This window comes from Archangium primigenium, assembly GCF_016904885.1.
GTDB classification, from domain to species: Bacteria; Myxococcota; Myxococcia; order Myxococcales; family Myxococcaceae; genus Cystobacter; species Cystobacter primigenius.
On the sequence record NZ_JADWYI010000001.1, the window covers coordinates 5,124,403 to 5,146,679 of the forward strand.

Sequence of the window (22,277 nt, forward strand, 5' to 3'; positions counted from 1 at the left end):
AGTGGAAGGGGCGGAGCGCCCGCTTCCGTGCGCGTGCAGCCTAGGGGCCAAGCTGGCACTGTCACGTGGACTCGGGCCCGGTCCCCGGCCGAAGGTTCACCCCCGCACACAGAGGAGCCGTCCCCATGTCCTTCATCCCTCCGCACGCGCCTCGGACACTCATCGCCGGGGCCCTGGCCCTGCTGCTCACCGGGTGTGGCGAGGACCCCGTCCCCACGCCGGAGCCGGCGCGGCCCACCTTCACCCAGGACGTGGTGCCGCTGCTCCAGGGCTCGTGTGGCTTCGGCTCGGGCTGCCACGGCACGGCCTATCCGGCGGGCTACGTGCCCCTGTCCCCGAGCGTGGCCGAGCCCGCCGTGCTGCTCGCGCGCCTCAAGGAGGCAAGCGTGCGCGAGCCCTCGCTGCCCCGGGTGCGGCCGGGAGACCCGGCGGGCAGCTTCTTGCTGCACAAGGTGACGGGCGACTACACGGGGCTGCCGTGCGCGCTGGACGCGTGTGGCGAGCGGATGCCCCAGCGCAGCGCGCCGCTGCCCGCGGCGGACGTGGCGATGCTGGAGCGGTGGATTGAGCAGGGCGCGGTCCTGGAATAGGGGGCGGACGATGCGGCGCATGATCCGATACGGGCTCGCCTGCCTGGCGGCCCTGGGCGCCGGGGACACCTGGGCGCATGGCGGGTTCGCCGAGACGCACAGCTTCACCCCGCGTCGCGGCCACCCCGAGCAGCAGTGGATGGGCTTCACCCAAGGAGCGCTCGTGTCGCGCGACAGCGGCGCGAGCTGGCGCTGGGTGTGCGCGGAGGCCATGGGGTATGGCGGCTGGATGCCCGAGCGCTTCGTGTGGCGCGCGGACGGCATGCTCCTCGCCGCCACGGGCACGGCGCTCATCTCTTCCCGGGACGAGGGGTGCACCTGGAGCACCGCGTCCGACTTCGGCGAGGCCTGGGTCACCGGGCTCGCGGCGCACCCCACGGACGACGCGGTGCTCTACCTGAGCACCGGGCGGCCCGGGACGACGAACGCGCTCCACCGTTCGGAGGATGGGGGGCGGACCTGGCGCCCCACCGCGCTGCGGCGCGAGGCGGTGTTCTCCGACGTGCGCGTGGCGCCCTCGGCGCCCCGGCGCCTCTACGTGAGTGGGGCCGTGGGCTATGCGCCGTATGTCTTTCGCAGCGACGACGCGGGCGAGACGTGGCGGGAGTGGCCCCTGGCGCTGGAGGGCGCGTACGACGCGAAGCTGCTCGCGGTGAGCCCCGTGCGCCCGGACGTGCTGTGGGTGCGCGTGTCCCTGCTCGGGCCCGCGGGCATGCCCCGCCACGTGGTGCTGCGCAGCGACGACGGCGGCCAGACGTTCGGCTCCGTGCTCGATCCGGACGATCTCCTCGTCAACATGGAGGTCTCGGAGGACGGGCGCACGGCGTGGGTGGCCACGTACAACCACGTGTACCGGGGAGGGGAGGGCGGTGCATTCACCCGGCTGGCGCTGCCCGCGGGCAATGCCTGCGTGGCCCACGTGGCGGGGGCGCTGTATGCCTGCGGCTCCACCTGGGCGAATGACTGGGAATTGGCGCGCAGCGCGGACGAGGGCACCACGTGGACTCCCCTGCTCAGCCTCCGGGAGCTGCGCGGCGTGCACGAGTGCCCGGCGGGCACGCCCGTGCGCGACCTGTGCTCGGCCCGGTGGCCGCAGCTCGCCGAGCAGTTGGGGGTGACCTCGCCGACGCCAGGCCCCGGGGACGCGGGCCCACCGCCCGACGCGGGAGCCCCTCCGCCCGCGAAGTCCGGGGGCTGCGGGAGCACGCCTGGGAGTGAAAGTCAGACACCCTGGGGACTGCTCGGGTGCGTGTCTTGTCTGGCTTTGTCGGGACGCCGCCGACGCGCTCCCACCTGAGGCAATCTTCACCCAGCTTTTCTGGATTTTTGCATCTTCCGAGAAATTCTGGACTAGCTTGCCAGAGCAGGAAAAGCCGGATATTGTTGGTTTCAGGATGACGCCGCGACGCGAGCGGGATTCCCCACCGCCCGCGTTCCCCCAACGGCCTCTCTCCCTCACGGAGCCACCATGATCAGCAAACTCCTGAAGCGTTTCCTCGCGGGTGCTGCCGTCGCCACCGTTGCCCTTCCCGGGCTCGCCCTGGCGGATGGTGCGAATGGTCTGTGCGTGTATGTGCTTGGCAACGTGGAAGGCCAGACGGTCACCACGCCGGCCATCCCCATCGTGCTGCCCGCCAGCTCGCTGCTGACCCAGCCGGTGCGCGTGCACCTGGACGAGACGACGCAGAACATCCTCGGCTACTCGCTGCGCCTGCCGGGGCTGGACCTGGGCGCCCTCGGCTTGCCGCTGTTCTCCATCCCGGCGATCAACGAGACGATTCCCTCGTTCACCGTCAACCTGCCGGACCTGAACTACCAGCGCCACTACTGCGTGGACGTGTCGGGCGCGACGGTGCCCGCCATCCCCTACCACATCCCCGCCTCGGCCATCCTGCTGCCCGGCGGCTTCGCGGACGTGGGCGGCCTGGTGTTCAACATCGCCGGTCAGGAGTGGGAGGTCCCCGGCAAGGTGCTGCGCTTCGATGGCAAGCAGATCATCTTCCCGGAGCAGACGGGCACCACGCCGGCCATCCCGCTGAACCTGCCCGACATGAGCGTGACCTTCACGCTCAACGCCTCCACCAAGGTGCTGCGCTACCTGATGCCTCACTGAGGCCCTGAAGCGAGGCCCTGACGCGAGGCCCTGAATCACTCCCACGCGGGTCGTTCCCCCGGATGATCCGCCCGGAGAACGCCAACGCCTCGGTCCCCTTGGGCCGGGGCGTTCGCTTTTCGGGGCCGTCACGTCCCCGGGCCCCCGGATGCCGCGCCGCTGGTCGGGCGGGCCGGGCGGCCCGCGCGCATTCGGAGTGGATCCGCGCGGGCCGCTCGGGCAAGGAAGACGGCACCGTGCGCATCGTCTCGTGGAACGTGAATGGACTGAGGGCGGCCCACAAGAAGGGCTTCCTGGACTGGTTGGCGGCCGAGAAGGCCGACGTGGTGGGCGTGCAGGAGGTCCGGGCCCAGGCGGACCAACTCCCCGACGCGGTGCGCAAGCCCGAGGGCTGGCGCGGGGCCCACTTCGTCTCCGCGCTCCGCCCCGGCTACAGCGGCGTGGGGCTGTTCTCCCGCCGCGAGCCGGACGACGTGGTGAGCGTGCTGGGCGTGGCGGAGATGGACGTGGAGGGCCGCCTCCAGGTGGCACGATTCGGCAAGCTCACGGTGGTGAACTGCTACTTCCCCAACGGCAATGGGAAGGAGCGGGACAACAGCCGGGTGCCCTTCAAGTTGGCCTTCTACCGCCGCCTCTACGCATTGCTGGAGCGGGGGCTCCGCGACGGGGAGCGGCTGGTGGTCATGGGGGACTTCAACACGGCGCATCAGGAGATCGACTTGGCGCGGCCCCGGGACAACCGGGAGACGAGCGGCTTTCTCCTCGAGGAGCGCCAGGAGTTCTGCCGGTGGCTGCGCGCGGGGTGGGTGGACACCTTCCGCCACTTCGAGAAGGGCACCGGGCACTACAGCTGGTGGAGCCAGCGCTTCGGGGTGCGCGAGCGCAACGTGGGCTGGCGGATCGATTACGTGCTCGCCTCTCCGGCGGCCATGCCCTATGTGAAGCGGGCCGCCCTCCACCCCCACGTCCTCGGGTCCGACCACTGCCCGGTGAGTGTGGATCTAGACCCCAAGGTCCGCCGCTGATAGGCCAGGAGCCCATCCATGAACAACGTGAACAACGCGCTGCTCTCCATGTACGCCTGGACGGAAACCGGTCTCGTGGCGGTGGCGGGCTTCTGCATCCAGGCGCCGCTCGTCCTCACCTGGCCCTTCGACCGGCGCAAGGTGGTGACCGGTCGGCTCTTCCGGCTCATCGGCGCCACGGCCGCCCGGCTCAACCCCTTCTGGAAGTTCTCCGTGCACGGCAACCCCGTGGCGCCCGGGCCGCGCACCGTGGTGGTGAGCAACCACGAGTCCAACGCGGACTGCTTCCTCATCTCCTACCTGCCGTGGGAGATGAAGTGGCTGGGCAAGGACTCGCTCTTCAAGATTCCCGTGGTGGGCTGGAGCATGTGGCTCGCCGGGGACATCCCCGTGCGCCGGGGCGAGAAGGACTCCGCCCAGCAGGCCATGGCCCAGTGTGCCCGGTGGCTCGACAAGGGCATGCCCATCATGATCTTCCCCGAGGGCACGCGCTCCAAGACGGACGAGCTCTTGCCCTTCAAGGACGGCGCCTTCCGCCTGGCCATCGAGACGGGCGCGGACGTGCTGCCCATGGCGGTGAGCGGCACGCGCCGGGCCCTGCCCAAGCACTCGTGGCGCTTCGCCACCTCGCGCGGCATGGTGACGGTGGGCACGCCCATCTCCACGAAGGGCATGACGCTCGACGACGTGGGGCGGCTCAAGGACCTGGCGCGCGAGCAGATCCTCGCCCTGCGCGCCACCCTCAAGCCCCTCACCGGCGTGGAGGACGCGCCCACCGACGTGCCGACCTAGCCGCCTAGGCGTCCTTCGCCTCGGGCACCCGCAGGGTGAGCACCGGGCAGTGCGCCCGGGAGATGACCTTGTGGGCCACGCTGCCCATGAGCAGGCGCGGCAGCCCGCGGCGGCCGTGCGTGCCCATGACGATGAGGTTGAAGCCCCCCGACTCCGCCACGCGGAGGACCGCCGAGGCGGGCTCGCCCACCTCCATGCGCTGGGTGACGGCGCCCGCGCCATGGATGCCGCCCACGAACTTGCGCAGGGACTCGCGCGCCGTCTCCAGCGCCATCTTCTCCAGCGGCTGGGGGTTCCAGCCCGGCGCGGCCACGAGGAGATCCGGCGCCACGTACTGGGGCGGCTCCCACGCGTGCATCACCTCGATGGCGGCGTTGAAGGGCCGGGCGAGCGTGACCGCGTAGTCGACGATGGCCTGGGAGCCCTCCATCAGGTCCACGGGGACGAGGATGCGGGATGGCGCGGTCATGGGACCCTCCAGGTGGGCCCGGACTCCAGGAGCGGAGGGGGCACTCCTTGTGGTTTCGGGATGACGCCCAGTCCCGGCAAGGCCGCCGCCCGCTCCTCGTCTGGAGGGCGAGGGGCCGGGCGAGCCATGCGCCTGGGCCGGGGGTGACTACTTTTTCGGTTCACGCTCCACAGTGGAGGAGTTCCATGCGTCCGCCCATCGATTCCGGCACCGTGCTCATCACGGGGGCCTCCTCGGGCGTTGGCCGGGAGATCGCCCGCCAACTCGCCTACCGGGCCCGGACGTTGGTGCTGGTGGCCCGGAGCGCGGAGCGTCTGGAGACACTGCGCGACGAGCTCTTCGCGCGCAACCCCACGCTCGGCGTGGTGGTGGAGCAGTGTGACCTGGCCCAGCCCGAGGACGTGGACGCGCTGCTCGACTCCCTGCGCCGCAACCTCATCCACGTGGACGTGCTGGTGAACTGCGCGGGCCTGGGGGACTACGGCTTGTACGAGCGCGAGAGCTGGTCGCGCATCCACCAGATGATGCGGGTGAACCTGACGGCGCCCCTGCTGCTCGCCCATCGGCTCGTGCGGGGCATGGTGGAGCGCAAGCGCGGCGGCATCCTCACGGTGGGCGCCGCGGGCAGCAACTCGTTCGCGCCAGGCATGGCCGTCTATTGCGCCACCCGCCGCTTCCTGGACGGCTTCACCGAGTCCTTGCGGCTGGAGCTCTTGGGCACCGGGGTGGTGGTGACGCAGGTGTCGCCCGGCGCGGTGGACACCCGCGTGGACGAGCAGGCGGGCGCGGAGGACCAGGTGGCGCCGCCGCCCGCGTGGATGCGCATCTCCGCGGCGCGCTGTGCCTTCGAGGCCATCGCGGCCTTCGAGCGGGGGCTGCCCCGGGTGCATCCGGGCTTGATGCACCGGTGGATGACGCGACTGAGCGCCATTCTGCCCCGGCGGGTGCGGCGGGCGTCGGGACTGGGAGCGGCGCGGCGGCTGCGGCACGGCGCGCCGGAGCTGGAGCCCTCCCTCCACCCCCAGCCGACCCTGGACCTGGCGTTCGCCCCCGTGCCCGAGGCGCGCTGAGCGGGCGTCAGCCGGGGAGGGGCTCGAAGGACACCACGCTCGGGGAGAGCGCGGGGATCTCCAGCTCCCGGGACAGCCGCTCCATGCGCTTGCGGAACACGGGTTCGGCGGGAAGCCGCCGCCGGGCGCCCACGAGGATGCGGTTGCCCGTCTCCGGCGTGCCGCGCAAGAGCACCCCTCCAGGGAAGACCCGCGCGAAGGCCGCGATGCGCGCCTCCAGTGAGCGGGGCCGCTCCAAGGCGATGTTGAGCACCACGACCCCGTCGGTGTGGAGCCGGGCACGCACCAGTTCCAGGAACGTCTCCTCCTTGAGGTGCGCGGGGGTGCCCTCGTCCAGGAAGGCGTCGAGGAAGATGAGATCGTAGGGCGGCTCGCGGCGCTGGATGTAGCGCCCGCCATCCTCCACGTGGATGCGCAGCCGGGAGTCCGGACGCACCCCGAAGAAGCGCCGGGCCACCTCCACCACCACGGGGTTGAGCTCCACCACGTCCACCCGGATGCGCGGCAGCCGGCGGTGCAGCATCAGCGGAAAGGCCCCGCCGCCCAGTCCCACCACGAGTGCGCGCTCTCGACGCCGGGTGAAGGCGAGGCCCGAGGCCGCCACGCGCACGTAGTTCGTGGAGACCGCCAGGGGATCGCTTTTGAGGAAGGCGCTCTGCAGCGTGCCCTCGACGCTGTCGAAGCGCAGCGAGCGCTGGTCGCCTTCGTCCACCACGTAGATGGTCCCAAACGGGGAGGGCGCCTCGTGCACCACGCGGGGCTTCCTGGACTCGGCCATCGAGATGCGGCCCTAGCGTAAAAAAAGGTTCACGGCAAGTCAGTGAATTGCTGATTGGGGCTTCAAGCGAGTGACGCCTAGATGCCACCATGGCAACCACTCCGAGGCGAGGCTTCCTCCAGGTCCCCCTGCGGCTGCAAGCGCTGTGTCTGGACACGGAACAGACCGTGGTCCGGGCGCTGGCGGACTACCGCAGGCTGCCGTCGCGACACGACAAGGGCGACGTCGACGATCAACCCAACCTCAGCGGCGCCATCCTCACCCCGCCCTTCACGCGCGACCTGCCCCTGCCCGCGGGCATCCACCTGCACTGGATGCTGCCCCAGGCGCTCACGCGCGGCGAGAGCGACGCCTCCGGCATCCGCTTTCCCCAGGTGCCCAACCGCTGGCTCATCCTGCGCTCCGGGGGCGACCAGCCCGAGCGCCAGTGGGTGGTGGAGAGCGACTACCTCTACCCGGAGGGCCATGGCGACGAATGGGAGGAGCAGGGCAAGGGCGAGGGCGACATCCCCGTCAACGTCATGGTGGTGCCGGACCCCGCGCCGGGCCCCGGCCTGCGCTACCGCTTCCTTGGCCGGGCCCTGCCCCTGGCGGACTGGCGCGCCGCCCGGAGCCAGCCGGGCGCCGAGTACCTCGCGGACCTCACCGCCGCGGGCCCCGAGCCCCGGCTCAACGCGTTGGATCCGGTGCGCGCCACCTTCGCGTCCTTCTACCCCAACTGCCGCACCGTCTTCGGCTTGCACGACGCGGACTTCGCCACCGCCTCGCCTCCGCCCGGCCTGCGCTATGACGTGCTCGGGTGGTACACCGATGCCTCGCGTGACTGCCTGGTGCCGTTCCTGGACGGGGACCCGGACGCCGAGACGCTGCGGCTGAAGCTGGACGAAGAGCTCCAGTGGACGCTGCCCGAGGGCGACGCGGTGCCCGCGGCGAGCCTCTTCCACGCACGGCTCACCTTCGCGGCCGGGACACGCTCGGCGGTCAACCGGGTGGCGGCGCTGGACAAACCGCTGCTCGCGGTGGGCCAGACGGAGTCGGAGGCCCTGGCGGCGCTGATGGCGCACCGCCGCGCGCCCGAGACGAACGAGCAGGCACGCGCCGTGCGCCGTCAGGTGGAGGAGCAGCTCGAGGCGCTGCAGCTCACCGAGCGCCTGGAGGGGCTCACCCTGGATCTGGACGCGCGGCTGCTCGAGTCGCGGCATGAGCGGGGCTTCGTCTCGCACACGGCCGGCCCGCGCTGGGCGCTCAAGCCCCAGTCGGACGAGTCCCAGGACGTCTTCGCCTCGATGCGCCGCCGCGCCCCGCGCAAGGCGCGCGCCACGGGCCTGCCCCCGGCGTGGATGGGCCAGCTCCAGACGCTCAACACGTGCCAGGAGGCCTACCAGCGGGCGGGCGACGAGCTCGAGGCGCTGCGCCAGCGCATGTACACCGCCTGGTACGACGCGATGGAGCGGCACGAGAACGTCAACTCGTCCTTCTTCGAGGAGTACGTCGTCCCGGTGCGCCAGCGGCTCACGAGCCGGGGCGTGCTCGACCTGGGCGAGGGCGACGTCACGCTCGCGCCGGTGTCCTTCACGGTCGTCACGCGCGAGAGCGACTTCTTCTCCACCTACGTGGAGGTCATCGACGCGGGAGCGCCCTTCGAGCTGTCGGACGTGGACGCCGACTCGTACTGGACGTGGGCGGTGGAGTTCCCCAACTGCCTGGGCCGTGAGCTGTCCGCCCAGCACACCGTCAAGGTGCTGAAGAAGGGCGAGGCCTGGGAGATCCACGACGGGGGGGGGGTCTACCCCGTGCGCGCGAGCGCCGAGGGCCTGGTGCTGGAGATTCCCGTGCTGGCCACGAGCCTCGCCTCGCGGCTGGCCGAGGCGCTGCGGGCCCTGCGCGACTCGGTGGCGGCCTACAACGCCACCGCCGAGGGAGCCGCCGCGCCCTACCAGCTCCACGGCCTGCCCGCGGCGCCCTACTGGGAGCCCTCCGAGCCCGTGCTGCTCTTGTCCGGCCCCGCCGCGCGGAGCGACCTGTGGGGGGACCTCGCGTCGGCCACCTCCGCGCCGCGCCAGCTCGTGGGCCAGCATGTGGACCTGTCCCTGGACCTCGCGGCCCTGCCCGACGCCACGCTCTCCGCGGTGCGCACCCACCTGTCGGGCCTCACGTCCGAGGGAGACGTCTGGAGCCAGGCGCCGTGGAGCCCGTTCCTGATGAACTGGTACTTCATCGTGTCGCCCGCCGGCCGGAAAGACAACGGCGACTACGACCCGGGGCTGCTCCAGCGCCATTACCAGTTGGACACCCGGGCGGTGGACCAGCGGCTCCAGGGCGGACACGAACAGGACTTCGCCCAGGAGGGCAGCGTCTACAGCGGCGTGAGCCTGCTCACCCCGGGCGTGACGCTCGAGGTGCGCGGTCGGCTCCAGCGCTACCTCGCCCAGGAGGTGCTCGAGGACTACTACGCCGAGAAGAACGTCCCGGGCGAGGCCCAGCACGAGGGCTACCTCGCCGAGCACTTCGACGCCCTGCTCACCTGGTACCAGGAGCGCCAGGGCGGAGCGCCGGACACGAGCGACCCCGTGTTCACCGCGCTCTGGACCTACGGCGAGCTGCGCTCCACGCCGTGCCTCGCGCAGTCGCTCGGCAACTTCAACCAGGTGCTGATGCTGCGCGAGCCCACGCTCCAGCTCAAGATCAGCGACCCCCTGGCCGCCCGCGACACCGAGCAGTTCTTCTACACGGAGGCGGTGCGCGACGCGATGGGCCCCGCCGTGCAGCAGCGCCCCCTCACGCTCGACATCTTCAACCCCCTGCGCACCGGGGCTCTCTCGCTCACCGGCCTGTGGCTCGTGGACACCTTCGGGCAGGTGAAGGAGGTCGTCGACCTGGAGACGCCGGAGGACACGCGCGTCATCACCACCGAGGACCTGGTGCCGCCGGACAACACCCCGCAGTACCACATGCTCCTGCCGCCCCGGCTCGCCCAGCCCGCGCGCCTGCGCTTCGACTTCCTGCCCGCCAAGGATGTGCAGTTCATGCTCGCCACCGAGCACCCGGACACCAACCCCGTGTGCGGCTGGCTGCTCGTGAACAACCAGGACCGCGCGCTCGCCGTGTACGACCAGACGGGACGAGCACTGGGCTCCATCGACCAGGGCGGCACCTGGCGCACGGCGCCGGGGACCCGCGCCGCGGTGCGCACGAGCGCCCAGGGCCTGCCCGAGTTCGCCAACCCCCACCTGCAACAGGTGGTGCGGCACGTGCTCGCCCAGGGGGAGACGTTCCTGAGCGCCTTCCTGTCCACCCAGCGCACCGCCCTGGAGACCATCGACCCGGCCTCCTACGCGGAGCATCCGAGCCGCGCGTTGCTCATGACCCGCCCGGTGGCCGTGGTGCGCGCCGCGATCACCCTGGAGCTCCAGGGCCCGCCCGCGTTGGATCCCAATGCCATCGCCCGGGGCCAGGACACCACGCGCGGCGTGGAGAAGGTAAAGGTCCCCATCCGCCTGGGAGAGTTCGGCCAACTGGACGACGGGCTCGTGGGCTACTGGCGCGAGAGCCCGGACAGCGCCGGGGGCTACACCTACGCGAACGAGGGCACGTTCTTCTCGCCGCAGATGCGCTTGGGCGTCCACCCGCGCATCAAGACCTACAGTGACGAGTCCCTGCTCATGCTCCGCACCGCCGCGGATCCGGCCCAGCACGTGACGATGCTGCTCGACCCGCGCGGCCAGGTGCACGCCACCACGGGCGTGCTGCCGAGCGAGCAACTGCGCGTGCTGCCCGAGTTCTACGCCCAGGCGCTCGCGGACCTGGAGGTGAGCTTCCTCACCGCGCCCCTGCTCACGGACCGCAAGACGCTGCGGCTGCCGGTGCCCGAGGAGCCCGGCCTCACCTGGTCCTGGACGACGCGCCAGCCCGACGGGGCCTGGGCCGAGACGGACAAGCTCGATCCCGTGAACCCGCGCGCCGCCTTCTCCGCGACCCAAGAGGTGCGCGAGGGCTGGCTGATGCTGCGCCGCTCGGAAGAGTCCGGCTCCTGAACAGACACGACTGGAGATAACGCCCATGGCCGACACCACCGCCGACAAGAAGAAGCCGTTTGGTTTTGAAGTCAATTACGAGCTGTTCAACACGCGCGGGGAGCGGCTGCGCGAGCGGTTGCTCATCGAGAACCCGGGCGCGGCGCAGGTGCTGATGCTGGGCATCGTCAACGCCCTGGTGAAGGAGAACGAGCGCATCACCTTGAATCCGCGCGAGCAGGCGGATTCCACCAACCACCACTTCCGCCTGCGCTTCGCCGCGAACACCCTGGCGCGGCGCTCGGTGGGCGTGGAGGGCGAGGATTGGGTCTCGTCCCGCGTGGACAACTCGGACGGGTCCACGGAGATCTTCCTGTCCTGGCGCAGCCCGGCGGTGACCCTCCAACCCGGGGAGTGGCTCTCCGTGGGGCTCAAGGGCGTGTCGGCCCAGCCCGAGGCGGGCGCCCAGGTGGTGATGGAGCTCAAGTGGCCCAAGCCCACGATCGAGAAGGACCCGACCGCGGCCCTCACCATCGAGCTGAACGGCCCGGGACAGGGAGGGGAGTACGAGCTGGAAGCCCAGAGGCCGCTCGGGACGCTCAACCGCCAGGGCCGGCCGGACAACCCCCTGCGCGTGGGCTTCGTGGGGAACAATCAGGTGCTCAACGTGGACAACGCGCAGGGCACGCTGCGCCTGCGGTTGAGCAACGAGGCGCCCGTCGGCAGCCAGGAGGGCACGCTGCGCTTCATGTACGACACGAATTCGCTCACGCGCACCTCGCGCCTGGTGGTGGCGCTGCCAGTGGGCACGGTGGCGGATGCGCCATGGGCCCTGGGCACCGAGCAGCAGGTCAAGGACATCACCTTCTCCACGCTCCCGGACTGGAGCCGCTCGGCCGCCACGCTCAGCGCGGACAAGACCCGGTTGGAGTGGACCTTCACCCCCACCAAGGAGGTGACACTGGCGCCCCGGGCGGCGTGGGAGCTTCAATTGGGCAAGCTGGTGACCCAACACCCCGATGGTCCGACGGAACTCGTGGTGCGCTGCGAGAACGTGCCCGGGTATTGGGATGGCGAGCGGGTGTGTGTCATTGAAAAGGCGCCGCTGGTGTTTGGCCAGAAAGTGGACGCGAGCCACGACTACTCGGGCCATGTGGGTGTTGGAAATCCCAACCCCACGGTTCGCTTCTACCTGCAGGGCGGACACCTGCGGGCGAACAACGCGGACATCCAACACGAAAAGTCTTTTGTCTTCCGCTCGGACATGGCCAAGACCGGTGACTTCGATGCTGCCAGGTTCCTCAAGCACGACGAAACCACGCCGTTGATGGCGTTGCGCAGCAATGGGCGGCTCGAACTCAGCACGACTGAAAATGGGGATGGGTTCATTCACTCGTCGAGGGCCTCGTCAGTGCGTCTGGGCACGCGAATCGACGGAAGTGGGGCATGGTTTGGAGCTTTATCGAACGACTCCCTTAAATTCTTCACCAACGGCGGCATCGTCCTGATGACGCTGGCTAAAGATGGGCTCGTGTCTATCCGTGAGCGCATCAAGGACAAGACGGGCTGGCTCGTCCCCGTGGGCACCATTGTCTGCTTCGGAGGTGACACGGCCCCCGAGGGCTGGCTGAAGTGCGATGGACGCATCTACAAGCGTGCCGATTACGCGGACCTCTACGCGGTGGTCAAAGACCATTACAAGACCGACGGAGACAATCCACTGCCTGGCGCGACGGAGTTCCGGGTCCCCACACTCCAGGGACGAGTGCCAGTAGGGTTTCAACCGACTGCATTTCCCCTGGGCGCCATGGCTGGTGCAATGATGCATAAGTTGGAAGTTTCGGAAATGCCACATCACACTCATGGCGTGTTGGACGACGGGCATTTCCATCAGTTCACCGCCACAAACGCCGAGGGCCGTGGTGGAAGTGTGGTGCCCAACCGAGATGCGGATAATGGGATTGTTTGGCACTCTACGGATAGTGTGAAGACGGGAGTCAGAGTGGAGGGAGCGGGCGGTAACGTTGCTCACAACAACATGCAGCCCTATACGGTCGTCAATTTCATCATCAAGTACTGACCAGGGACGTCATGGCCAATCTCGATATCGACATCGATCCGAACACGATCCAGAGTGTCCGGGACGTCATTTTCACGCTCGAGCGCACCTTCCAGGCGGATTTCATTCCCGGGTTCCTGAGAACCCTGGATGAATCCTTGCGTGTGGATGGGGTTGCTTTCAGCGCGAATACGGAGAAGCAGCAGTATGAATTCTCCTTGAACATAGGCATCAAATTGGAGGGCGAGGGAGAAGACGAGGGCGAGGGCGAAGGCGAGGGAGAAGACGAGGGCGAGGGCGAAGGCGAGGGAGAAGACGAGGGCGAGGGAGAAGACGAGGGCGAGGGAGAAGACGAGGGCGAGGGGGAAGACGAGGAAGACAGTTCCCGGTACCTCGTGCTTGGTCTCGCCATGTCCCTCAAGCCCGACAGCGCCACGGGGAAGTTTCCTCACGTCGCCGATTTCGCGGCCCGGGTGGAGATGCCCCTCACGGGCAGTGACTTCACGCAGCTCGTCTTCGAGGGCGTGTTCACCCGGAAGTTCGGCAGCGCACTCGTGGTGCAGTGCAACATCGTGGAGGAGAAGGGAATCCCGCTGCACGCCCTCTTTGGCGGTGTGGCTCCGGCGCTCGGGCTGACCATCCCCGAGGAGCTGTCCATCCCCATCCGGCGGAACTTCGTCCTGGTGCTCGCGGGTGAGCGGAACGCCCAAGGGCGGACGCGACCCCGGTTGCTGCTCGGGGGCGGGCTGAGCGCCGAGGTGGACCTGGGGCAGTTGCCCCTGGTGGGGCTGTACTTCAGCTCCGCCCAGACGGGCGCGAGCGTCTCGGTGGATCTGCTGGTGGCCACCGCCCGCTTTTCCAAGGAGGAGGTCCAGGCGCTCAACGGCGTGCTGGAGGAGATGACGTCGCCCTGCCGCATCCGCGCCTCGAGCGCGGCCGCGCAGGAGTTGGAGCGGGGCGCCTGGTTCGTCGCGTACGCGGCCCTCGGGGAGCTGGTGCGCTCCTGGTACATGCCGCTCAAGCGGCGGCGTCAGCCGGGTGCGGGCGGTGTGTTCTCCGCGCGCGGGCTCGTGCCGAGGCAGCTCACACGCGCCGCGCTGGATGACCTCCCCATCACGCTCGCGGACAACGGCGCCTGGCTCACCGTGCAGCGCTCCGTGGGGCCCGTGCACTTCGAGAAGCTGGGGCTCATCTACCGGGACGGCGCCGTGCAGTTCGTACCGGAGATCGTCCTGACCGTGGGCGACCTCCGGCTGTCACTCTCCGGGGTGTCCGTGCGGCTGCCCATGCCGAGCGGCGCCGCGCAACTGCTCGTGGAGGGCTTCGGGCTCGAGTACGAGAACGCCACGCTGCGCATCGCGGGCGCCTTCCTGCGCAAGAAGCGGGAGAACTACGAGGAGTACGCCGGCATGGCGGCGCTGCAGATGGGCGTGAAGGGCCAGTCGCTCGGCCTCGCGGCCATTGGCGCCTACGCCGTGCCCAACGGGGGCCAGCCGTCGCTGTTCCTCTACGCCACGCTCGACTACCCGCTCGGCGGCCCGCCCTTCTTCTTCGTCACCGGCCTGGCCGCGGGCTTCGGCTACAACCGCGCCTTCACCGCGCCCAAGCTGGAGGACGTGCAGGAGTTCCCCCTGGTCAAACAGGCCGTGGAGGGCACGGGGGATTGGAATTCGGACAACGCCACCGAGGCCGTCGCCACGCAGCTCGAGGCGCTCACCCAGTATCTGAAGATCCAACCCGACACGGGCTTCCTGACGATCGGGGTGAAGTTCACCTCGTTCAAGATGCTGGAGGGCTTCGCGCTGCTGTACGCGGCCATCGGCAAGGGGTTCGAGCTGGGGATGCTCGGGATCGCGCGCCTGACGGTGCCCTTCTCCAAGCCCGGCGCGGCGGCGAAGGATCCGCTCGTGTACGTGGAGCTGGCGCTGCAGGCGCGCTTCGCCCCGGAAGAGGGCGTGGTGATGGTGCGCGGGCAGCTCACGCCCAACTCCTATCTCCTGGGCAAGGCGTGCAAGCTCACGGGTGGCTTCGCGTTCGCCACGTGGTTCGCCGGTCCCCACGCGGGGGATTTCGTGCTGACCCAGGGCGGCTACCACCCGTCCTTCAAGAAGCCCGAGCACTACCCGGACGTGCCCCGGGTGGGCTTCGACTGGCGGGTGGACAGCAAGATCTCCATCCGGGGCGAGTCCTACTTCGCGCTGTGCGCCCACGCGGTCATGGCGGGCGGCTACCTCGAGGCGCGCTACGATAGCGGATCGGCCTGGGCGTCCTTCACGATGGGCGCCGACTTCCTCATCAGCTGGCGGCCGTATGCCTATGACATCCGCCTGTATGTGCGCTTCCGCGCGGGCCTGGGCTGTCTCAAGGGCAGCGTGGGCGCGGACCTGCACATCTGGGGGCCGTCGTTCGGTGGCAAGGCGCAGTTGGACTTCTGGCTGTTCAGCGTGACGGTGAAGTTCGGCAACCAGGGGAGCGTGGCGCCCGTGCCCATCGCCTGGGACGAGTTCCGCTCGTCCTTCCTGCCCGAGGACAAGGAGATCGTCAGCGCCGCCGTGGCCGAGGGTCTGTTGCGTCAGTACCGCTCGACCCAGGGGGACGAGGTGTGGATCGTCAACCCCAAGGAGTTCGCGCTGGTGACGGACTCGGTCATTCCGAGCAAGACGGCCGTCTTCGTGCCCTCCGACGCGTCGTTCCAGGGCAACCAGTCCCTGGGCGTGGCGCCCATGGCGGTGGAGACGGACCAGATGGAGAGCGAACACCGCGTGTCCATCCAGTACGGGGACACGGAGGTGGTGAGCGACAAGTTCGTCGTGCGCGAGGAGAAGCGCAAGGTGCCCGAGGCGCTGTGGGGGGCACCCAAGACGCAGATGGTGGGTGGGAAGAAGCGGCTGCGCTTTCCCGGCGTCAACGACCGCTCCTTCGTGAACGACACGCTCGCCGGGCTGCGCATCGAGCCCGCGGCCGTGCCCAACCCCGCGGAGACGAAGTCCCTGCCCGTGGAGCTGCTGCGCTACGAGACCTCGACGATGCCGGACGCCTATGCCTGGCAGACGCTGTCGGCCTTTCGCGCCCGGGACCTCGAGGACGACGCACGACGCACGGCCATCCGCGAGTCCATCGCCCACAATTCCGCGCGAGACGCATTGCTCTCGTCCCTGGGCTTCGTGCCCGCCGAACACGTCGCGCTGCGCGCCGATGTCGCCAACCTCTTCGTTTTCGCTCCCCAGGTGAAGGAAGCGTGAAGCCCATGAAGACCTCTCTCGTGGATCTCCGGTCGAACCTGCGCGCGCCGAGCACCGACGCGAGAATCGAATTCCTCCAGTACGAGCAGCCGCCGCTCGAGAGCGGGGTGTACACCGTCACGGTGTCGCAAACGGTGAAGGTGGAGGGGCAGGAGCGCTCCGTGCCGGCGCGCACGCTCACCTTCGCGGTGCAGGGAGAGCGCTTCGGTCCGCTCGCTCCCGAGGACATCGCCGCGGTGTTCCCGCCCGATGGCAGCGTGGGCGAGCACTCCAACGTGCTGCCCCACATCTCCCTGCGCCGCAGCACGCTGCCCTGGGAGCGTCTGCCGGGCACGGAGGACGAGAACCTGTCCTGGCTCGCGTTGTTGCTCTTCCGCGACTCGGATTTCGCGGGCGATCCGGACCGCTCGAGGAAGTTCAAGGCGCAGAGCGTGACGCTGGGACAGCTCTCGTCGTCTCCGGGGGCGGGGCGCTTTCCCACGGTCCAATTGGAGCCGGGCCAGAGCGCCGAGGACATGGTCACGGTCATCGACGTGCGGCGCGACCTGCTCCAGTCCTTGCTGCCCACGTCCGCGGAGCTGGCGCTGCTGGCCCATGCGCGTCAGCGCAAGACGGCCGGGGGCGAGCCCGAGGGGGATGCGCAATCCACGGTGCTGTGCAACCGCCTGCCCGAGCCAGGCGCCGACAGCATCGTGCACATGGTGTCGCTGGAGGGGCGCTACAAGGACGGCGCCTTCGACTTCCAGGGCGCGGGGGACTCGGACTTCATCCGCCTGGTGAGTCTGACGAGTTGGAGATTCCACAGCGTGGATCCCGCCCAGGGCTTCACCGCGCTGCTCAAGCGGCTCAACCGGGAGCCGGGCTCCCTGCGCGCGCCCGCCGCGGGCACGAGCGCGGCCCAGGCGTGGCTCGCCCAGGGTCACGTGCCCGTCCCCCATGCCCTGCGCGAGGGGGACAAGACGGTGTCCTTCTACCGGGGCCCGCTCATCCCGGGCTCACCTCCGGACGCGCCCACGCTGCCAGCGCGCAGCGCGGACGAGCTGTTGCGCTACGACCCCACCACGGGGCTGTTGGATGTGTCCTATGCCTCGGCGTGGGAGTTGGGGCGCCTGCTCACCCTGGCCAACACCCGCGTGGCGCTGGAGCTGTACAACTGGAAGCGCAAGGTGGCCCAGGAGGGCAATGCCCAGTCGCAGCGCGCGGTGCGGGGACTGCCGGCGAAGAGGCGGCGGCTGGCGATGCGCGCGATGGACGCGGGGATGCCCGAGGCGGCGGCGGCCTGGTTCCAGGATCTGTCGGTGCTGCGCGGCCTGCCCTTCAACTACGTCATTCCGGACGAGAAGCTCCTGCCCGCCGAGTCCCTGCGCTTCTTCTGGTTGGACCCCGTCTGGGTGGAGTGCCTGCAAGATGGGGCGTTGAGCGTGGGCCGGGTGACGGAGACGGACTTCCTGGGCGACCAGGGGCTGCGCTCGCGCGTGGCGACCCGGAGCGGGGGGCGGGTGGTGACGGGCTTCGTGATGCGCTCGAGCGTGGTGTCGGGCTGGCCGGACCTGCTCGTGGAGGCCTACAACGAGCGCGTGGAGAACGCGGACTTCCTTCCCACCGATCAGCAGACGCTCACGCCCGTGCGCATCGAGAAGCTGTCCAAGGATGTGCTCATTGGCCTCTTCGAGGGCGAGCTCAAGACGCTGGACGTGCACCAGAAACCCGAGGCGATGCATTTTGGACTGGATGTCCAGGAGGGCAGCGACTCGGCGAACTACAGCAAGAACCTGCGAGACCTGGACTCCGGCGCGGGCAGCGAGGAGCTGATCATCGACGCGGTGCCCTGGCGCGAAGCGGACAAGGGATTGGTGGACGTGGTGGGGCTGGCCGAGGCGATGCGCGGCAAGCTCGGCCAGCAGTCCTTCACCGCCGCGCCGTTCGCCTTGCAGATGATCGAGGGCGTACAGAAGGTGCGTTTCGTGTCCAAAGGATAGGCGCGGGGGGCGCGGGACCCCCCGGGCCTTCTGGAATCGGCCATACTGCGCTCCGGACGGACGCATGAGCCCCGCGGCAGCCATCACCTTCGACGATTCCCTCTGGCCCCTGCTCATCTCCCGCTTCCGGGGGACGGCGTCGGACGCGTGCTTCGAGGCGTACCTGGAGCAGGGGGCCGCCTACCTGCGGCGGGGGGAGCTGTACGTCAGCATCCTGGACATGGGGAAGCTCAACCTGCCCTCGGCCTCGCAGCGCCAGCGCCAGCAGGAGTGGTTGAGCGTCCAGAAGCAGGCCATGCGGGAGCGCGTCATCGGGTGCGCCTTCCTCATCGACTCCCCGATCATCCGCCTGGGGCTGAGCACCATCTTCCACCTGGTGCCCATGCCCTCGCCCTACGTGGCCGTGTCCTCCATGTCCGCCGGGGCGCTCTGGGCGAGCCAGCGGCTGGCGGAGCACGGCCTGCTCGAGGGCGCACAGCGGGTGCGGCGCCACTTCGGGCTCGAGCTGCCCGGCGAGGACGCCCGGAGCGGCTGAGCGCCTCGCGGACGCCGTGGATCCATGGCTCTGCGCTGTGCCGCACTTCATCTGGACGCCGCGACTTGGGCATGAGCCGCTGACGTGGACAGTAGGGCTATGCTGCCAACTTCTGCGGTAAGGCGGCAAGCTCAAACTGCACTGGGCTGACATAGCCCAGGGTCGAGTGCCGCCGCTGCCGGTTGTAGAAGGCCTCGATGTACTCGAAGAGGGCCAGTCGGGCCTGAGCGCGCGTGCTGAAGTCCGTGGTGTAGACGAGCTCTTGCTTCAGCGTACTGAAGAAGCTCTCCACCACGGCGTTGTCCCAGCAATTGCCCTTGCGCGACATGCTGCACTCAATCCCACGTGCTTCCAGAGCGCTTCTGTAGTCCTCACTGGCGTACTGGCGGCCGCGGTCCGAGTGGTGCACCAGCCCGCGTGGGGGATGACGGCCCTCGAGCGCCATGTCCAGGGCACTGAGCACCAGGTGCCGGTCGATGCTGTCGCTCATGGACCAGCCCACCACCCCGCGCGAGAAGAGGTCGAGCACCACCGCCAGATACAGCCACCCCTCGCGCGTGCCCACGTAGGTGATGTCTGTCACCCAGGTGGTGTTGGGTTGCACGGGAGAGAAGTCCCGCGCGAGGACATTGGGCGCCACGGGCTGGAGGGGATGCCTCAGGGCCCCCATTCCTCCTATACTTTCACTTTCAAACGTCTCTTGGTTTCTCCTATGCTCCTCCGGTCAGTGCCGAGGTGCTTCAGAAAGGTGAACACCTGGGCATTGCCAGCCAAGCAAGAGGAAACGTCGAAAAGCAGTGAACCGCGCTGCACTTACATCGGAGCATCCATCATGACAAAAGCACCTGCCCACTTGCTGCTCGTGCTTGCTTGTGTCTTGTCTGCAAGCTGCGGTTCTCCCGACACGGGTTCGGCTCAGTTTGCCGTGTCCGTGCGCCAGGAATTGGCTACCGCCATCTCGCGGGTCTCCATCACGTCAAGCGCCGCCGACTTTCCCTCCATTACTCAGGACCTTGCTCTTACCGCTGGCAGTTGGAGCGGAACCATCGGCAACATCCCTGCGGGCTACAATCGCTCGTTCCTCGCGCAAGCGTTCGACTCTTCGGGAACCAAGCTCTTCGAGGGGTCCGTTTCTGATATCACCATTTACGCCAGCAAGATGACTGCGGTTGCCATCATTCTCCAGCAATTCGGCCCACCACCTCCATTCCAGAATGAGGCGCCGGTGATCGACTCATTGGTGGCTTCATCCACCACCACGGTGGCGGGTGGATCCATCTCTCTAGTGGCCACTGCGCATGATCCAAATACAGGCGATACGTCTTCCTATGCGTGGACCGCCACGGCTGGAACGTTCTCTATGCCGACCGCGCTCTCTAGTTCGTGGACGGCTCCTAAGACCACGGGCCTTCAAAGGCTCACTTTCACCGTGACGGACTCAGGTGGTTTGTCCTCCAAGGTCACCCTGGTTGTCAACGTCACCTATGCCGATGGAGAAGGTGAGGCGAAGCTCGACCTGTCCTTCAACAGTTCTCCCAGCATATCCGCTATGAGTGCTACCCCCACGCAACTGCCGGTGGGTCAGCGGTCTATTGTTTCAGCCTCGGTCTCTGACCCAGATGGAGACAGCCTTTCCTACGCATGGAGCGCGAGCTGTGCCGGGTCGTGGGACAACGCCTCTTCGCCCACTGCTCAGTTTACCCCTTCGGAACTTCCGGCCGGCACCTGCAACAACTGCCGTTTGACTGTGAAGATTTCGGACGGACGCGGAGGGAGCAACTCGGGCACCGTGGCCCTATGTGTCAGCAACACCTCTCAAATTAACCACCTCAACCCCGTTATTGTTCGCTCCTATCGCTCCTCGGATACGGCCACTGCTGCTCAAGTGCTGACGTATGAGGTGGACGCTAATGATCCGGAAGGCTCGGCGCTCACCTTTTCATGGACCGCTAATACAGGCACGATCGGCACGCCGAGCAACAGCAGCTCCAGTAGCCGCGTGACCTGGACCGCTCCTTCTTGTGTCAGCCCTAGCACCTCTCCCACCATTGTTGCCACCGTCACCAATGGTTTCAACTTGACGGCCACTAGGAGTTTCTCCGTGACGGGACTGACATCCTGCTCGGGCTGGAGTTCCACGGGGTCCATGGCCGAGCCTCGCCAATGGTACACGGCGACACGGTTGTCTGATGGCAAGGTGCTCGTCACAGGAGGAACTAACTCGACGACCCAACAGATGGCGACGGCAGAGGTGTACGACCCAGTCTCTGGCACGTGGAGCGCCGCTGGCTCGATGGCTTTCTCTCGTCTCAATCAAGCGGCGGTGTTGCTACCTGATGGCAAGGTACTCGTCTCCGGAGGGAACAGATTTGGCAATGCCATCGAAAATGTGGAGGTATTCGTTCCCGTCTCGGGCATCTGGAAGAGCACCCAATCCACGGCTGCCCGTCGTCGGTACCATACTGCAACGCTGCTGCTCAATGGCAAAGCGCTCATCGCTGGCGGAGATGTGGGAGGGACGGCTGAGGTGTATGATCCATCCTCGGAAACTTGGAGCACTGCAGGTGTCATGACGGAGCGTCGTTGGGAACATACGGCGACGCTGCTGCCTGGCGGCAAGGTGCTTGTCACGGGTGGGTATAACTTCAGTAGTAGCTCGATGCTCGTGACGGCGGAGGAATACGATCCGTCTCTTGGCACGTGGAGCGCTACCGGCGCCATGACCGATCCTCGTCGGTATTTCACGGCGACACTGTTGCCCAACGGCAAGGTGCTCGTCGTGGGTGGATACAACGTCAACACCGCTCTGCGGACAGCGGAGGTGTATGATCCAGCCTCGCGCAAGTGGAGCGCCACCAGTTCCATGGCCGTGACTCGCGCTGGACATACGGCGACGCTGTTGCCCAACGGCAAGGTGCTCGTCGCAGGGGGAAACTACGGTAACTCCGTCTCAGCTGAAATTTATGACCCGGCGACGGGCACCTGGATCGCGGCTGGTACTATGAGTGCCGTGCAGCGAAACGGACACACGGCGGAGCTGTTGCTCAACGGCAAGGTACTCGTCATGGGCGGCTCAGGAGCCACTAGCCGCCTTGCGACAGCGGAATTGTATACCCCTTGAAGCCTGGTCACCGGGTGCGCAGTCAAAGAAAGCCCTGCCTCTTTGAAGGCAGGGCTTTTGTCCCAACGCAAGGGTGCGGACAACACCGTCGAGTTCTACGTAAGTGCCCGCCGGACCGCGTCGTGACGAGAGGGATGCGGCCGTGAGACCTCCAGGCATCCCTCATGCGGGGATGGAGGCGGGCCCACAGAAGGAGAGCCTCTGCTTGGCCGCAACGGTGGAGGCGCCGAGGAAACAGAGGACAGCGCGGGTGGATTGGGCCGGGCTGCTGCGCAGGACCTTCGCACTGGACGTGTTCGCTTGTCCCCGGTGTGGAGGCAGGCGAAAGGTGCTGGCGTATGTGACGGCCCCCCGCTGGGTTGCGCTCGATATTGGAGCACCTGGGACTTGCCACGCAGGCGCTGAAGCGGGCCCCGGCCCGGGGATCACCAGCGGGCGTGGTGCTGAACTTGGCGCAGCCGCTGTCAACACGCCCCAACTGCCTGCCTCTG

The 22,277-nt window shown here is 68.2% G+C and carries 15 protein-coding genes and 1 pseudogene; 12 read left to right on the forward strand and 4 right to left on the reverse strand.

Annotated features, from left to right (window positions below):
* Window positions 1-125: 125 nt before the first annotated feature.
* The 5 genes from I3V78_RS21240 (at window position 126) to I3V78_RS21260 (ending at window position 4,520) form a co-directional block, all read left to right on the forward strand.
* Window positions 126-590 carry a hypothetical protein gene (locus tag I3V78_RS21240; RefSeq protein ID WP_204490287.1) on the forward strand — a complete coding sequence of 155 codons (465 nt, stop codon included), beginning with the start codon at window positions 126-128 and terminating at the stop codon, window positions 588-590.
* Window positions 591-609: 19 nt separating this feature from the next.
* Window positions 610-1,887 (forward strand): WD40/YVTN/BNR-like repeat-containing protein, encoded by a 1,278-nt coding sequence (locus I3V78_RS21245; RefSeq protein WP_204490288.1) that lies wholly within the window; start codon window positions 610-612, stop codon window positions 1,885-1,887.
* Window positions 1,888-2,058: 171 nt separating this feature from the next.
* On the forward strand, window positions 2,059-2,703 hold the full coding sequence (locus I3V78_RS21250) for a hypothetical protein (protein ID WP_204490289.1): 645 nt from the start codon (window positions 2,059-2,061) through the stop codon (window positions 2,701-2,703).
* Between the two features lie 236 nt (window positions 2,704-2,939).
* Window positions 2,940-3,728 (forward strand): exodeoxyribonuclease III, encoded by a 789-nt coding sequence (locus I3V78_RS21255; protein WP_204490290.1) that lies wholly within the window; start codon window positions 2,940-2,942, stop codon window positions 3,726-3,728.
* An 18-nt stretch (window positions 3,729-3,746) separates the two neighbouring features.
* Window positions 3,747-4,520, forward strand: a complete 774-nt coding sequence (locus I3V78_RS21260; RefSeq protein ID WP_204490291.1) for a lysophospholipid acyltransferase family protein — start codon at window positions 3,747-3,749, stop codon at window positions 4,518-4,520.
* A gap of 4 nt (window positions 4,521-4,524) precedes the next feature.
* On the opposite strand, the gene I3V78_RS21265 is transcribed toward I3V78_RS21260, so the two are convergent.
* On the reverse strand, window positions 4,525-4,989 hold the full coding sequence (locus I3V78_RS21265; RefSeq protein ID WP_204490292.1) for a universal stress protein: 465 nt from the start codon (window positions 4,987-4,989) through the stop codon (window positions 4,525-4,527).
* Between the two features lie 185 nt (window positions 4,990-5,174).
* Here I3V78_RS21265 and I3V78_RS21270 point away from each other — a divergent pair, with 185 nt between their 5' ends.
* On the forward strand, window positions 5,175-6,059 hold the full coding sequence (locus tag I3V78_RS21270) for an SDR family NAD(P)-dependent oxidoreductase (protein WP_239576506.1): 885 nt from the start codon (window positions 5,175-5,177) through the stop codon (window positions 6,057-6,059).
* 7 nt (window positions 6,060-6,066) lie between these two features.
* Here I3V78_RS21270 and I3V78_RS21275 read toward each other — a convergent pair whose 3' ends face one another.
* A complete protein-coding gene (locus I3V78_RS21275; protein ID WP_239576507.1) occupies window positions 6,067-6,837 on the reverse strand; it encodes a spermidine synthase in 771 nt (256 codons plus the stop codon).
* An 89-nt stretch (window positions 6,838-6,926) separates the two neighbouring features.
* On the opposite strand from I3V78_RS21275, the gene I3V78_RS21280 reads away from it, so the two are divergent.
* Together I3V78_RS21280 and I3V78_RS21285 are read left to right on the forward strand one after the other, a co-directional pair.
* Window positions 6,927-10,871 (forward strand): hypothetical protein, encoded by a 3,945-nt coding sequence (locus I3V78_RS21280; protein ID WP_204490293.1) that lies wholly within the window; start codon window positions 6,927-6,929, stop codon window positions 10,869-10,871.
* 25 nt (window positions 10,872-10,896) lie between these two features.
* The gene (locus tag I3V78_RS21285) at window positions 10,897-12,930 is read left to right on the forward strand and encodes a phage tail protein (RefSeq protein WP_204490294.1); all 2,034 of its coding nucleotides are present in this window, start codon (window positions 10,897-10,899) and stop codon (window positions 12,928-12,930) included.
* On the opposite strand, the gene I3V78_RS21290 is transcribed toward I3V78_RS21285, so the two are convergent.
* Complete coding sequence (locus tag I3V78_RS21290; protein WP_204496970.1) at window positions 12,897-13,361, reverse strand: hypothetical protein; 465 nt, start codon at window positions 13,359-13,361, stop codon at window positions 12,897-12,899. The two genes, I3V78_RS21285 and I3V78_RS21290, sit on opposite strands and share 34 nt — an antisense overlap.
* Between I3V78_RS21290 and I3V78_RS21295 the strand changes: the two genes are divergently transcribed.
* From I3V78_RS21295 to I3V78_RS21305, 3 genes are all read left to right on the forward strand, one after another.
* Window positions 13,320-16,151, forward strand: a complete 2,832-nt coding sequence (locus tag I3V78_RS21295) for a DUF6603 domain-containing protein (RefSeq protein ID WP_239576508.1) — start codon at window positions 13,320-13,322, stop codon at window positions 16,149-16,151. The genes I3V78_RS21290 and I3V78_RS21295 overlap by 42 nt on opposite strands.
* A gap of 5 nt (window positions 16,152-16,156) precedes the next feature.
* Window positions 16,157-18,130 (forward strand): hypothetical protein, encoded by a 1,974-nt coding sequence (locus I3V78_RS21300; RefSeq protein WP_204490295.1) that lies wholly within the window; start codon window positions 16,157-16,159, stop codon window positions 18,128-18,130.
* 64 nt (window positions 18,131-18,194) lie between these two features.
* Window positions 18,195-18,665, forward strand: a complete 471-nt coding sequence (locus I3V78_RS21305; RefSeq protein WP_204490296.1) for a hypothetical protein — start codon at window positions 18,195-18,197, stop codon at window positions 18,663-18,665.
* Window positions 18,666-18,762: 97 nt separating this feature from the next.
* Here the strand turns inward: I3V78_RS21305 and I3V78_RS21310 are convergent.
* Window positions 18,763-19,323 (reverse strand): annotated as a pseudogene (locus tag I3V78_RS21310) (IS3 family transposase); the annotation flags it as partial.
* A gap of 90 nt (window positions 19,324-19,413) precedes the next feature.
* Here I3V78_RS21310 and I3V78_RS40190 point away from each other — a divergent pair.
* Window positions 19,414-21,786, forward strand: a complete 2,373-nt coding sequence (locus I3V78_RS40190; protein ID WP_204490297.1) for a Kelch repeat-containing protein — start codon at window positions 19,414-19,416, stop codon at window positions 21,784-21,786.
* Window positions 21,787-22,277: the final 491 nt, after the last annotated feature.

Excerpts from the sequence above, each read along its gene's own strand:
- I3V78_RS21240 (WP_204490287.1), top strand. The coding sequence starts at position 126 with ATGTCCTTCATCCCTCCGCACGCGCCTCGGACACTCATCGCCGGGGCC.
- I3V78_RS21245 (WP_204490288.1), top strand. The coding sequence starts at position 610 with ATGATCCGATACGGGCTCGCCTGCCTGGCGGCCCTGGGCGCCGGGGAC.
- I3V78_RS21250 (WP_204490289.1), top strand. The coding sequence starts at position 2,059 with ATGATCAGCAAACTCCTGAAGCGTTTCCTCGCGGGTGCTGCCGTCGCC.
- I3V78_RS21260 (WP_204490291.1), top strand. The coding sequence starts at position 3,747 with ATGAACAACGTGAACAACGCGCTGCTCTCCATGTACGCCTGGACGGAA.
- I3V78_RS21265 (WP_204490292.1), bottom strand. The coding sequence starts at position 4,989 with ATGACCGCGCCATCCCGCATCCTCGTCCCCGTGGACCTGATGGAGGGC.
- I3V78_RS21270 (WP_239576506.1), top strand. The coding sequence starts at position 5,175 with ATGCGTCCGCCCATCGATTCCGGCACCGTGCTCATCACGGGGGCCTCC.
- I3V78_RS21275 (WP_239576507.1), bottom strand. The coding sequence starts at position 6,837 with ATGGCCGAGTCCAGGAAGCCCCGCGTGGTGCACGAGGCGCCCTCCCCG.
- I3V78_RS21280 (WP_204490293.1), top strand. The coding sequence starts at position 6,927 with ATGGCAACCACTCCGAGGCGAGGCTTCCTCCAGGTCCCCCTGCGGCTG.
- I3V78_RS21285 (WP_204490294.1), top strand. The coding sequence starts at position 10,897 with ATGGCCGACACCACCGCCGACAAGAAGAAGCCGTTTGGTTTTGAAGTC.
- I3V78_RS21295 (WP_239576508.1), top strand. The coding sequence starts at position 13,320 with ATGTCCCTCAAGCCCGACAGCGCCACGGGGAAGTTTCCTCACGTCGCC.
- I3V78_RS21300 (WP_204490295.1), top strand. The coding sequence starts at position 16,157 with ATGAAGACCTCTCTCGTGGATCTCCGGTCGAACCTGCGCGCGCCGAGC.
- I3V78_RS21305 (WP_204490296.1), top strand. The coding sequence starts at position 18,195 with ATGAGCCCCGCGGCAGCCATCACCTTCGACGATTCCCTCTGGCCCCTG.